10 protein-coding genes are annotated in these 13,057 nt (G+C 45.1%); 9 read left to right on the top strand and 1 reads right to left on the bottom strand.

The genetic code is table 11. The annotated features are described in order from the left end of the window. The first annotated feature begins 278 nt into the window (after positions 1–278). Both BUR09_RS13860 and BUR09_RS13855 read left to right on the top strand, forming a co-directional pair. Positions 279–1,412, top strand: coding sequence for an efflux RND transporter periplasmic adaptor subunit (locus tag BUR09_RS13860; protein WP_074217529.1), 1,134 nt, complete (start codon positions 279–281; stop codon positions 1,410–1,412). A 5-nt stretch (positions 1,413–1,417) separates the two neighbouring features. Then, positions 1,418–4,459, top strand: coding sequence for an efflux RND transporter permease subunit (locus BUR09_RS13855; protein ID WP_074217528.1), 3,042 nt, complete (start codon positions 1,418–1,420; stop codon positions 4,457–4,459). A gap of 205 nt (positions 4,460–4,664) precedes the next feature. Here BUR09_RS13855 and BUR09_RS13850 read toward each other — a convergent pair whose 3' ends face one another. Further along, positions 4,665–6,035 carry an amidohydrolase gene (locus BUR09_RS13850; protein WP_074217527.1) on the bottom strand — a complete coding sequence of 457 codons (1,371 nt, stop codon included), beginning with the start codon at positions 6,033–6,035 and terminating at the stop codon, positions 4,665–4,667. Positions 6,036–6,529: 494 nt separating this feature from the next. Here BUR09_RS13850 and BUR09_RS16750 point away from each other — a divergent pair, with 494 nt between their 5' ends. The 7 genes from BUR09_RS16750 to BUR09_RS13820 all read left to right on the top strand — a co-directional run bounded on the left by BUR09_RS16750 (position 6,530) and on the right by BUR09_RS13820 (position 13,014). Further along, complete coding sequence (locus BUR09_RS16750) at positions 6,530–6,697, top strand: hypothetical protein (RefSeq protein ID WP_139296851.1); 168 nt, start codon at positions 6,530–6,532, stop codon at positions 6,695–6,697. A 44-nt stretch (positions 6,698–6,741) separates the two neighbouring features. Continuing rightward, positions 6,742–7,563 carry a transporter substrate-binding domain-containing protein gene (locus tag BUR09_RS13845; protein WP_074217526.1) on the top strand — a complete coding sequence of 274 codons (822 nt, stop codon included), beginning with the start codon at positions 6,742–6,744 and terminating at the stop codon, positions 7,561–7,563. Between the two features lie 214 nt (positions 7,564–7,777). Continuing rightward, positions 7,778–8,788: an amino acid ABC transporter permease gene (locus BUR09_RS13840; RefSeq protein ID WP_074217525.1), complete on the top strand. Its 1,011-nt coding sequence runs from the start codon at positions 7,778–7,780 to the stop codon at positions 8,786–8,788. Further along, on the top strand, positions 8,785–9,516 hold the full coding sequence (locus tag BUR09_RS13835) for an amino acid ABC transporter ATP-binding protein (RefSeq protein WP_074217524.1): 732 nt from the start codon (positions 8,785–8,787) through the stop codon (positions 9,514–9,516). The genes BUR09_RS13840 and BUR09_RS13835 overlap by 4 nt, the downstream gene beginning before the upstream one ends. Before the next feature lie 496 nt (positions 9,517–10,012). Continuing rightward, positions 10,013–10,807, top strand: coding sequence for a MogA/MoaB family molybdenum cofactor biosynthesis protein (locus tag BUR09_RS13830; RefSeq protein WP_074217523.1), 795 nt, complete (start codon positions 10,013–10,015; stop codon positions 10,805–10,807). Positions 10,808–10,819: 12 nt separating this feature from the next. Then, positions 10,820–12,148 (top strand): HD domain-containing phosphohydrolase, encoded by a 1,329-nt coding sequence (locus tag BUR09_RS13825; protein ID WP_084539496.1) that lies wholly within the window; start codon positions 10,820–10,822, stop codon positions 12,146–12,148. After that, positions 12,145–13,014 (top strand): 4-hydroxybenzoate octaprenyltransferase, encoded by an 870-nt coding sequence (locus BUR09_RS13820; protein WP_074217522.1) that lies wholly within the window; start codon positions 12,145–12,147, stop codon positions 13,012–13,014. Before BUR09_RS13825 ends, BUR09_RS13820 begins: the two co-directional genes overlap by 4 nt. The last annotated feature ends 43 nt before the right edge of the window (positions 13,015–13,057 follow it).

Below are 13,057 nucleotides of genomic sequence, written 5' to 3'. Positions count from 1 at the left end.
TAAATCAGCACATTATCATTAAGACAGCTTTTATTAGCACTTCAATGCAAGCTCTGTATCCAATAATGGTTGTACGAAAACTAGTACTATTGTTGTGTGGGCTTTTCATTAAGAAGACTGTTTTAAAAAGATCGACCTTTCGGCAGTTTCTACTCATTACGGACCAAGCTGTTATGGACTGACCAATCCATAACAGTACATTGGTTCATTGTATAAATTCATGACTACAGAGTATGACTTTCGAGGAGCGTACATCTGAATTTGCTGGGGAGCATTTCATGGAAAAGTTAAACGTTAAGAGTTTGTTTTTTGTCCTTGCAGGACTCTTTTTATTATGCCTTCAAGGCTGCAACGGCGAAGGGGTAGCTAAAGAAGTAGTCGTTGCAAAACCTGTAAAAACAATGATTGTAAGTGGTGAATCTGAGCTTGTAGAACGTGCGTTTCCGGGAACTGTTGTTGCTGGCGAGAAAGCTGAAATCGGTTTTCGTGTTGCAGGACAGTTGAGCGAGTTGCTTGTGAAAGCTGGCCAGCATGTTAAACGCGGGCAGATCATTGCTACATTAGATAAAAATGATTTTCAGACTAAATTGCGTGGGCTGGATTCAAAGCTGTTAGGAGCCCGTGCTTCTTTGCAGGAAGCGAAACTCAACTATAAGCGTAACTCTGTGTTGTTGAAAGATGATATTGTTTCAAAAGCAACATATGACAGCGCACTTAGTGTTTTTGAAAATGCTCGAGCACAGGTGAAGCAGCTTGAGCAGGAGCGTGAACAGGCTCGTCTCAATCTGGAGTATACTGTGCTTCGCGCGCCTTTTGATGGTGTTGTGGCACAGACCTATGTAAAGAATTTTGAAAATGTTCAGGCGCAGCAGTATATTGTCCGTCTTGATGATGTGGGCAATCTTGATGTTGAAGTGCAGGTTCCTGAATTGGTGATTGCTATTCTTCAGGCTAAGAATACAAAAATGCTTAAGAAGCCTTCTGTACGTTTTGCTGCAATGCCAAACAAGCTTTATGAAGGTGAACTTAAAGAGTTTGAGACAACTGCCAATGAGCAGACTAGTACCTATACAGTAACTGTTTCTTTGCCGCAGCCTGAAGGGGTAAGCATCTATTCCGGTATGACTGCGGAAGTTATTGGCTACTTCCCAGGTGGTGCAAATGGTAACGCTATAGGTCTTCGAGTACCTGTGAGTGCCGTAGCTGTTGATAGTGCAGATACTCCGTTTGTGTGGATAGTGCAGAAAGATAATACGGTTAAACGTGTTTCTGTTGAACTGGGTTCCATGCAGCAGAATGAATATATCTTAAAATCAGGGCTTAAATCCGGCATGCAGATTGTGACCGCTGGCGTACATTACCTTAAAGACGGTCAGTCTGTGCGAGTGTTGCAGGGCGAGATTGGAGAATAGCTGTCATGAGTCTTGGAGAATGGGCGATTCGTAAGCGTGTGACCACGCTTACGATGACCGTAATATTGATTGTTGGTGGACTGTTTGCTTACCAGTCCATGGGCCGCTTAGAAGATCCTGAATTTACTATTAAAGAAGCTCTGGTCATCACCACATATCCAGGTGCGACAGCAGAAGAAGTAACCGAAGAAGTAACTGATCGTTTGGAAAGTGAGATCCAACAGCTAGGTCAGCTTGAAAAAATTAAGTCCGTTTCTACTCCGGGCAAATCTATTATTACAGTTGAGATTAAAGAAAACTATGACAAGAATACCCTGCCTCAGGTTTGGGACGAATTGCGAAGAAAAGTTGGTGATGCGCAGGCTAATTTGCCTCCGGGAGCCAATTCTTCCGTCGTAGTTGATGACTTTGGTGATGTGTACGGGATTTTGTATTCCGTAACAGCAGACGGGTATTCATACAAAGAGCTTCAAGATTACGTAACATTTTTGCGTAAAGAGCTACTTCTCATTCCAGACGTTGCAAAAGTAACAGTGTGGGGTGAACAGCAGGAAGCTGTGTTTGTTGAAATCCCCCGTGCAAAGCTTCGTCAGCTCGGAGTGACTGTAAAGTCTGTTCTAGATGCTCTTAAGCAGCGTAACCTTGTTTCCGATGCCGGTAATGCGCATGTTGGTCCGGAATATATTCGAATTCATCCTTCCGGTGGTATAACCTCGGTTGAGGATTTGGGTGACATCTACGTAACAGATGAAGGTTCCGGCAAGTTGGTGTACCTGAGTGACCTTGCGACTATTACCCGTGGATACATTGAGCCATCTAAAAAGATAATGCGACAGGATAGCACGCGTGCTCTTGCTGTGGGTATTTCTCTGGCTTCAGGTGGCAACATCGTAGACCTTGGTGACCGCGTTACAAAACGCATTGCGGAGCTAGATGGTTCTACCCCTGTCGGTTTTGAAATTAAGCCGGTCTATTTCCAGCCGGATTATGTAACAAAGGCTGTTGACGGTTTTGCTGTCAGCTTACTTGAAGCTGTGGGTATCGTAATCGTCATTTTGATGATCTTTATGGGATTGCGCAGTGGCCTGCTTATTGGTGCTGTGCTTCTGATCACTGTGTGTGGTTCATTTATCTTTATGAAGATGATGGACATTCAGCTGCAGAGGATTTCGCTTGGTGCGTTGATTATTGCTCTGGGGATGTTGGTAGACAACGCAATCGTTGTTACAGAAGGGATGCTCATACGAATACAGCAGGGCGAAGACAAGATTGCTGCAGCCCGTGCAGTTGTTGCACAGACTATGTGGCCGTTGCTTGGCGCAACCGTAGTTGCTGTAATGGCATTTGCTGCAATCGGCCTGTCTTCTGACTCCACAGGTGAATATTGTGGTTCCTTGTTCTGGGTATTGCTTATTTCTCTGATGCTTAGTTGGGTCACTGCGCTGACTATTACACCACTGTTGTGCGAAATGTTTTTACATAAAGGTGATGGTGATGGTGATGCCGACCCGTATGGTAGCAAACTTTTTAGAGCATATAGAGGGTGCTTGAGAGCGTGCTTGAACCATCGTTGGGTGACCGTTGGTGCGTTGCTCGCGCTGATGTTCACATCCGGTTATGCGATGAAGTATGTAGATCAGATGTTTTTCCCTGCATCTACTCAGCCTCAGTTCTTTATTGATATGTGGAAGCCTGAAGGATCTGATATCAGTGCTGTAAGCGAAGACCTGAAGATTCTTGAAAAGAAACTGGCAGAAGATGATCGGGTTGAGTTTACAACCACCTTTGTTGGTAGCGGTGCTCCTCGTTTCATGTTGGTGTACGCTCCTGAGAAGGAGTATCCGAACTATGGTCAGGTTATTGTAACCATTAAAGATTACCATGATGTTCCGGTAATGATTGAAGAGTACAGGAACTATACGAGCCAAACCTTCCCTGAAGCGTTCTTTAAATTCAAAAAAGTTCGTCTCGGTCCGGGACGAGATGACCCTATTGAGGTGCGTTTCTCCGGTCCGGATCTGGAAGTGCTCCGTGCTCTTTCTCTTGAAGCTCAGAATATCTTCAGTGAAAATGATAACGCCCGTGGTGTCCGTGATGACTGGCGTCAGAAATCTAAAGTTATTGTTCCGGTGTTGAACGAGCAAGCCGTACGTCGTGCTGGATTAGACCGTCCTGATATCGCAAATGCTTTGAAGGCTGCATACGTAGGTATGCCAGTTGGAGTATATCGTGAAGGAGACACATTACTCCCGATTGTAATGCGTCCACCGGAAGAAGAGCGTTCCGATGTTGGATCTATGAATTCCGTACAGGTGTTCAGCAATGTTTCAAACAGCATGGTTCCGCTGGGACAGCTTGTATCGGAAGTTAAAACCGAATTTAAAAACAACTCATTACACAGACGTAATAGAAAACTGACTATTACCGTTTCTTGTGAAGCAAAAGTTGGACAGCCAACAACACTATTTAAAGAGCTTCGTCCGCAGATTGAATCGATGAAACTTCCGGCTGGCTACACTATGGAGTGGGGCGGTGAGTATGAAGATTCAACTGACGCGCAGGCTGGTTTGTTTGCAACCATTCCAGTAACCATCGTATTGATGATCATCATTACCATTGCGCTCTTTAACGCTCTGCGTGAGCCGTTAATCATCTGGCTTACAGTACCTCTTGCAATTATCGGTGTCGCTTGGGGACTGCTGGCTGCAGGTCAGCCATTCGGCTTTATGGCTCTGCTTGGTTTCTTGAGTCTTATGGGGATGCTCATTAAAAACGCAATCGTGTTGCTGGATGAGATCAACCTGCAAATCCGTGAAGGGAAAGAGCCGTTTACAGCAGTACTTGACGCCTCTGTAAGTCGTGTTCGTCCTGTTATGATGGCAGCAAGTACTACTGTACTTGGCATGCTTCCGTTGCTTGGAGATGCATTCTTTGTCTCCATGGCTGTGACAATCATGGCAGGTCTTACCTTCGCAACCGTATTGACGTTGATTGTAGTACCAACGCTTTACGTAATTCTGTTCAAGATCCGTGAACAGGCAGCATAATGTATGAAGGGCGTGCCGGTTAACGGCACGCCCTGATTAGGTAATTGTGAAACTATTGAGGTTGTCTTGAAGTAAATTTCGTTTCCTATCATGTACCTTGCAGCAATAGGGATAGTAACGCTCCCCCTAAGTTGTTACGCTCTCCTCGAGCCCTATTCTGCGAAGAAAAAGCCCATGTGAATTTTTCACATGGGCTTTTGTTTTGTTAGCGAACGTTGACTACCGGAAAACGTGGCTTGAGTTTAATTCCAGCTCGTTCTCGTATAGCATCGGCGTGTTGTTGTGCTTTTTTCAGCAAGGATGCCTCATTAAATGTTACGATCTCTTTGTCTTTCATCAGCCATTTACCGTCACACATTGTGTGTGTGACGTTGCTTGAGTGCATGGAGTACACAAGACTGGATACAGGGTCATGCACTGGAACAGAACCAGGCATGAGAGAAGGTTTGATGATGGCGAGGTCAGCTTTTTTCCCAACGCTTAATGAACCAATCTGATCCTCCCATAGTAGGGCCTTAGCACCGTTAACAGTTGCCATTTCCAGAATGGTTTCTGCTGGGACAGTAGTCGGATCAAGAGTGCGACCTTTATGGATAAGGGCGGTCAGGTACAGTTCATCGATCATGTCCATACGGTTGTTACACGGGGCACCATCCGTAGCGATGCTGACACAGACGCCTTGCTTGAGCATTTCCGGTACGGGGGCAAAGCCCAGTACACGCATGGCAGCACCCGGGTTATGGGATACTTTAACGTCGTGTTTTGCAAACAGGGCGATTTCGTTTTCGGTCAACCATACAGTGTGGACAGCAAGAAGGTTAGGGCCGAGAACACCAAGTTTCGCGAGATGTTCTACTGTTGTTGCCCCTCGTGTTTCATGTGCAAATTCAACTTCTTCTTTGATTTCTGCCACGTGCATATGGATGCCGACGTTTAGTTCGTCAGCAAGCTTCTTAGTACGGGTGATCAACTCATCTGAGTTGTTAAAGATAGTGCGTAAGCCGAACCAGCAGCGGATTCTATCATTTTCTGCGCCATTCCATCGTTTGATAAGATCAAGCTGTATGTCGAGCGTCTCGTCGGTGGTTTCCTGACGATCTTCTGGGATTCCCTCTCCGCAGTCCATGGTAGAGCGGGCAAGTATGCCTCGGATGCCGGCTTTGGTGACGGCACGCCCCATGGCGTCCACGTGCTGCCCTCCCGGTTCAGCAAAACATGTTACGCCGGAGCGGATAAGCTCTGCGCAGCAGGCGAGGGCGGAAACTTCAACGTCTTCTTCAGTCATAGCCAGTTCGTACGGCCAGGTTCGCTCGTGCAGCCATGTGAGCAAGTTAACATCGTCGCCGAGGCCGCGGCCTAATTGCTGGCATAAGTGGACATGGGTATTGATCAGGCCCGGGATGATGATGGAACCCGTACAGTCGATAATTTCTGCATCCGGTGAAATTTCGTGCGGAGCTACTGCACCAACAGTAGTAATGCGGTCATCGGTAATAAGAATGTCGCCGTTGACGAACATCTCCCGATTTTCGTTCATGGAAAGAATGAGCGCGTTGCTCAAGAGTACTTGTGACATGTGTCCTCCGCAAAGAGATCGTTTATAAAAAGTACTGTCAGAACTGCGGGTAGCAGGGGCAGTACATAAAAGCCACGAGGGGAATATGCCTGAGGGGGCATACTGTCAATTTAGTCTGCCTTGAGACAATCTGCGAGACAATTTTAAATGTACAAATTTGTTTTCTAGCAAGAATAATGCGGAGTAGCGCGTTTTAGAGTAGACGTTAGGGAGTGAATATACTACATATATCAATCGGCAACCGTGCTGCGGGAAACAGCCGTTGTCGCCGGAGTCGGACCTGTCATGTTGTATTTACAGTAATTGTATAATTTCAATATGCTGGGAGGGAATCCGACGTGTTTTATGGGTTAACCATTGAAGAGCTGACGTACAGCAGACGATGGCATGTAAACTTTGATTTTGATCGATTTTTACATATATGTTAAAGATGCCGAAGAGATGTCTTTGGCGAAATGCTTAAGCGTCATTTTCTTTGTAAGGAGTTAGTAGGTATGGAACGAGTACTTAAAGATCGTTATAAGCGTGAGTTTGTTGAGGTTGTATGTCCTATCTGCCGCAAAACTCAGATTATTGCTGTACCCGAAGAGTCACTGCCTAAATGTGACAAGTGCAAACGGGATATGGTCATTAAGGAAGTTTTGACCGAAGGGAAATACTAACTCTTTGTGGTTATAGTCTATTTATCTATTATGGGAGAATAGGGATGAAATTTGTAAAAGTACTTATGGTGCTCGCATTAACCTTTATGCTTGCAGCACCTGCTTCTGCGGCTGATATTGAACTTGCTAAGCAGTCTACTATCAATAAAATTCTTAAGAGTGGCGAACTCCGCGTTGGTTTTGACGCAAGCTACGCTCCTTTCGAGATTACTGATAAAAACGGCCGTTACATTGGTTTCGATATCGACCTTGCAAAAGAGCTTGCAAAAGCAATGGGCGTGAAATTTGTGCCGGTTAACACTGATTTTGACGGCATCATTCCTTCTCTGCTTTCTAACAAGTTTGATGTTATCATTTCCGGTATGACTCTTACCCAGCAGCGTAACCTGCAGATTGGTTTCTCCAATCCTTACTTCCTCATGGGGCAGGGTGTAATGGTTTCCAACAAACTTCAGGGTAAAATTGCTCGTTACAAAGAGCTGAACGATCCTAAATACGTTGTTGTTTCCCGCCTTGGTACTACCGGTGAAGAAGCTGTAAAAAAATACCTGCCAAAAGCAACCTACAAATCTTTTGAAAAAGAAGTAGACTGCGGTATGGAAGTTATTGCTGGTCGCGCTGACGCTTTTGTTTTCGACATTCCTGCTCTTGAGAACATCGCTTCTGTTCAGGGGAAAGGCAAAGTATTCGTACTCAACGATCCTTTCACCTTTGAGCCTATGGCAATTGGTTACAAACAGGGCGACCCTGATTTCGCTAACTTCCTCAACAACTTTATCTTCCAGTTTAAAAACGATGGTCGTTACCAGCGTCTTTACGACAAATGGTTCCGTTCTGAGGCTTGGAAATCCCAGTTGAAGAAATAGTTTTTTTTGTCTACTAAGAGGTCGGCGTTTTGCCGACCTCATTTATTCCACTGTCACGCTCACCTGCCTCGCAGGGACAGTGCCGATAATTGAAGGCATACAAAGCTTCCTTCTGGTTTCATGGCTCGCTGTGGTAAGCACAGCGTGATATGGAGCCGGAAGGTTTACTGTTTTTAAGAACTTGTTTGTAACGTGTTGAGATAAGGATACGCAGATGATGAATTATACAGGACTCGATCGTCCTAAAAAGCCGGGGTATTTCCTGTTCTGGAAAGCCATGTTTGTGGCAATTTGCCTGCTTGGCATCGGCTTTATTTACGCTGCTGCAGATTTTGTAGACTACAACTGGCGCTGGGAACAGGTGCCGCAGTATTTCTGGCTTGATAAAGATCTTGAAGTACGCTCCGAAGTCGAAGGTGATGTAACTAAAATTGAAAAAACTGCTGAAGGCTACACGCTTGTAGTACAGGACGGCGGTTACGAAGAAGTTATTAAGTTGCCTTCAGATGCTAATGTTTTCATGATGGAAGGTGATTACGTATACATGGGTGATACTCTTGCTGAGTATCGCGTAAGTAAGCCGGGTATCTTGCTCGAAGCGACATTCGTAACACTTAAAGTATCCATGCTGGCCATTGTTCTTGGCATTATTGTAGGCATTCTCACAGGCTTGATGCGTATTTCAGAAAATCCATGTCTGCGCTGGCTTGCTATCACCTACGTTGAACTTATTCGTGGTTCTCCACTGCTTGTTCAGATTTTCTTATGGTACTTTGTAGCTGGTTCTCTTATCAACGCTATGCTTGCTAAGATTGGTCTGAGCGCTATTCCTGCATTGTGGTACGGTGTGTTCGCACTGGCTATTTTTACAGGCGCATACGTGGCAGAAATTGTTCGAGCTGGTGTCCAGTCGGTTCATCGTGGGCAGAGTGAAGCAGCACGTGCACTTGGCTTATCTGGCGCACAGGCTATGCGTAAGATTATTCTTCCACAGGCATTCCGTCGTATTCTTCCTCCACTTGCGGGGCAGTTCATTAGTTTGATTAAGGACTCATCACTTCTTGGTGTTATTGCAGTCCGTGAACTTACCAAAGCTACTCGTGAGGTTATCAGTTCGTCTCTTATGTCGTACGAACTCTGGATTTCCTGTACTCTTATGTACCTTGTACTTACCTTTGCCCTTTCTGTGGCTATTCAGTACCTTGAAAGGAGAGCTGTACGATGATTAGCGCAAAGAATGTTAATAAATATTTCTACACTCCTGAAGAGCTTCATGCTCTTAAAGATGTCTCTATGGACGTTGCAGCGGGTGAAGTGCTTGTTGTTATCGGTCCTTCCGGTTCCGGTAAATCCACTTTCCTGCGTTGTCTGAACCGTCTGGAGTATGCAAACAGTGGTTCTATTACCATTGAAGGCACTGAGGTGCTTGATCCAGACTGTGACATTAACGAAATTCGTGCAGAAGTTGGCATGGTGTTCCAGTCATTTAACCTATTCCCGCATTTGAGTGTGATTGATAATATCACCATGGCACAGATGACTGTGCGCAAGCGCTCTAAGAAAGATGCAGAGAAAAAGGGTATGGAACTGCTTGAAAAAGTAGGTCTTGCACACAAGTATAATGTGTACCCAGACCAGCTTTCCGGTGGTCAGCAGCAGCGTATTGCAATTGCTCGCGCATTAGCAATGGATCCAAAAGTTCTGCTGTTCGACGAACCTACTTCCGCGCTTGATCCGGAGATGGTAGGTGAGGTTCTTGATGTTATGAAGAATCTTGCAAAGGAAGGTATGACAATGGTTGTTGTTACCCACGAAATGGGTTTTGCCCGTGAGGTTGCAGACCGTGTTGTATTTATGGATGGTGGACAGCTTGTTGAGCAGGGTACGCCTGAACACTTCTTTACTAATCCGGAACATGAACGCACCAAGTTATTCCTGAGTCAGATTTTGTAAGAACACCATGGCTTAGATTGTGATTTGCTAATAAAAAGAACGGTCTCGGTTAGGGGTCGTTCTTTTTTTGTGCCTTTTTTCATGTGTAACATAATGCGCTTGGAACCTGCTGTGATGTGCCTTGGTTTTTGACAGGGGCGAGTAGATACATTTTTGTTAATACTGTTAGTATGCTATTGTATGTAGACGTTCACATTTTTTGACTGATTTAGTGGGAAAGCCATAAAAAGGTGTATTGTTTTTGTTGTGATTTTTCACTAGGATATCAAACTGATTTTAAGCGGATATACTAAGGTCACTTCGAAAGATTGAACAGCGTTAATTTGTTGTGATAACGACACAACACTTTGCTGTTAAATCTTCAGTTGTTGCGGCTGGATGGCAAGCAAATATATCCCTTGCTACCGTATGGTGATGTTGCATCTGGCAATGCCATTACATGATAAAATAAGATCTACAAGCAGACTGAACTGCAAGACTTTGCAGTTGTAATTATATGACAAAAATTTCTTTCACAGCACAACGGCCATTAACTCAGGGACAGACTGTCTTCATCGGTAGAACTGGTGAGGAGGCTGATCTTGCTGCAAGTCTTAACACCTCCCTGCCTCCTGCATACTTCCCTGTAGGTACAGTACTTACAGCTGTTGAATCCGGCAGTACCACTCCCCAGTGCCTTGTTGTCCAAAATGGATACGTTCCATCGCATACTGGCATGCATTCTGTTGAGGGCATGTGGGTTCAAATGCTCTGCGACGTTGAAGAGGGAACTTCATGTTTTGTGACGCCTGTAAAAGAGGCGTTAAGTCTTGCATGGGTTACTCTTTCAGATAAGGGCGCGCGCGTGCAGCGTGAAGATGGCAGCGGGCCATTGATTGAAGCTTTGGTTCGGGAAAAATATGAACTGGCTTATGCTCGTGGCTATATTATTCCAGATGAAGAATTGCAGCTTCGTCAACTTATTACCAACTTAGCATTGCACCAGAAGTTTGATCTGATTTTAACTACTGGCGGTACTGGTGTTGCTCCTCGTGATGTTACCCCTGAGGCGACTCTTAAGGTGATCGATCGCCGTCTTCGAGGGATTGAGCAGGCAATGATGGCAGCGAGTCTGAAAAAAACTCCTCATGCAGTTATTTCACGCGCAGTTGCAGGTACGCTTGGTACATCACTTATTGTTAATATGCCTGGAAGCACAAAGGCTGTTGCAGAAAATTTAGAGGCTGTTCTTTCTGCGTTTGGTCATACTATTGCCAAACTTCAGGGCGATCCAGCAGATTGCGGGAATTAGGTAGGAGAAGCTGTGGTATTTCAGCATGAGTGTCAGGGGCCTGGGTTAGTATATACTGAAGACAGCGATTTTAAGGTTCGGTTATTTGATCTTGTTAGCGCATTAGCTCGTTCGTTGGATATGGTTTCGCAAACACTTGCGGGACACCATACTAATGTTGGCTTTTTTGCTTCACGTATAGCAGATTTTTACGGGCTGAGCAGTTTTGAGAAGCGTAATGTGGTTCTGGCTGCCATGTTGCATGATATCGGTGCCGTTTCATTGTATCCAGCTGTTGATTCTCTTCTATTTGAAGATGATACGATTAAACATTCTATTGCCGGCTCGGTAATAATCAGTTCCTCAAAAAAACTGCACGATGTTTCTAAGCTTGTAGAGTACCACCATACCCCGTGGGAAGAACTGCGGGAACGAAAGAAGCACTATGAAATCAGCAACATTATTAACCTTGCTGATTTTATTGATGTTAATACTCGTAGAGATCGTCCTGCAAGACATCAGATCCCTGTTTTAATTGAGCTGTGCCGCAAGCATTCCGGTACGTTGTTTAATCCTGACTACGTTGAAGCATTGCGTGAATCAGAGGCAAAGCGTAATTATTACCACAGATTGCACTCTGCGCGCGCCGAAAAGACACTTACTCTTTCAACACAATTTGATTCTGACATTCTGGATGCGGAAGGCGTCTTGGATTTCACTGGGTTGTTTGCGAAGGTTATTGATTTTCGTAGCCGTTTTACTGCAACGCATTCTCAAGGTGTTGCGGTTACTTCCAGTGTGCTCGGACGTTGGCTTGGCTTTAATGAAGTTGAGCAGGTCTTTTTCCAGATAGCAGGGCGTTTGCATGATATTGGTAAGCTTGCTGTTCCGGCAGCTCTTCTGGAGAAGAATGGTCGTTTGACCAAAGAAGAGTTTGCTATCATTCAAGGCCATGCAACATACACCGAGCATATTTTGTCAGGAATTCCCGGGTTGGAGGTTATTCGGGACTGGGCATGTCAGCACCATGAACGTATAGACGGAACCGGCTACCCGAGTGGGCTTGCAGGTAGAGATATTTCTTTGGGCTCTCGAATTCTTCAGGTAGCGGATGTATTTACTGCAATTACTGAAGACCGCCCGTATCGTCGCGGGATGGATTTTGAGCAGACAACGAAGGTGTTGAGGCAGCTTGGTGACTCAGAAAAACTCGACCCTATCGTTGTTGAAGTGCTTATAGAGCGGTATGATGAGATTAATGAATTACGTAGCAAAGGGCAGAATCAAGCCCTTGAGCATTTCTCTAACTATTCAAAAGTACTGTATAGCAAGTACGGTATTGTTACTAAGGATGTTTCATGAGCTCGGCTTCCACCCCTTTAGCTAAGTTCGGTGCAGTATGCCGAATGATTAAAATTGAACACTCTGTGTTTGCACTTCCGTTTGCATATCTCGGACAGTTTATTGCGGCTGGCGGATTTCCTTCGTTGAAGCCTTTTTTGCTGCTTACTGTAGCCATGGTGGCCGTGCGCTCTGTAGCTATGGCATTCAACAGGGTAATTGACTTACCTTTTGATGCGAAAAATCCGCGTACACAGCAGCGCCCTCTGGTTACTGGAGAAATTTCACCGGCGCAGACATGGGCATTTATCGCAATCATGGTTGCCATTTTTGTGGTTGCATGTTTTTTCATTAACGAGTTGAGCTTCATGCTGTCACCAGTTGCTTTGTTTGTTGCTGCGTTCTACAGCTTGCTCAAACGTTTTACGTGGCTTTGTCATTTCTGGCTTGGGGCTGTGCTTGCGCTGTCTCCGCTCGCAGGCTGGATTAGTGTAGATCCACAGTTTACAGTGCCAGCGGTGCTATTCGCATGGGGCATTCTGTTCTGGGTTGCAGGTTTTGACATTATCTATTCTTGTCAGGATGCAGAGTACGACCGTTCTGTAGGGCTGAACTCAGTGCCTGCTCATTTTGGATTAGAATCAGCCCTTGTGATTTCATCTTTTTGCCATGTGGTAACCTCAATAATGTTCCTCATGGGAGGTTGGGCAGCAGGGCTGGCATGGCCGTATTTTGCTGTATGGGCTGTTGTTTCCGGCATCCTATACTGGGAACACACCATTATTAGTGCTGATGATATGAGCCGTGTTAATATGGCATTTTTCACAATGAACGGTTTTATTTCCGTAATGCTCTTCGCAGGCGCTCTTGCAGGAATTTTTATCTAACGATTGTTTTCTAACTGACGATAAAAAAGGGAGAGGCTGATGA

The organism is Halodesulfovibrio marinisediminis DSM 17456, assembly GCF_900129975.1.
GTDB lineage: Bacteria > Desulfobacterota > Desulfovibrionia > Desulfovibrionales > Desulfovibrionaceae > Halodesulfovibrio > Halodesulfovibrio marinisediminis.
The sequence above is the reverse complement of the archived record's forward strand: the minus strand, read 5'-3'. Positions and strand labels throughout refer to the sequence as shown.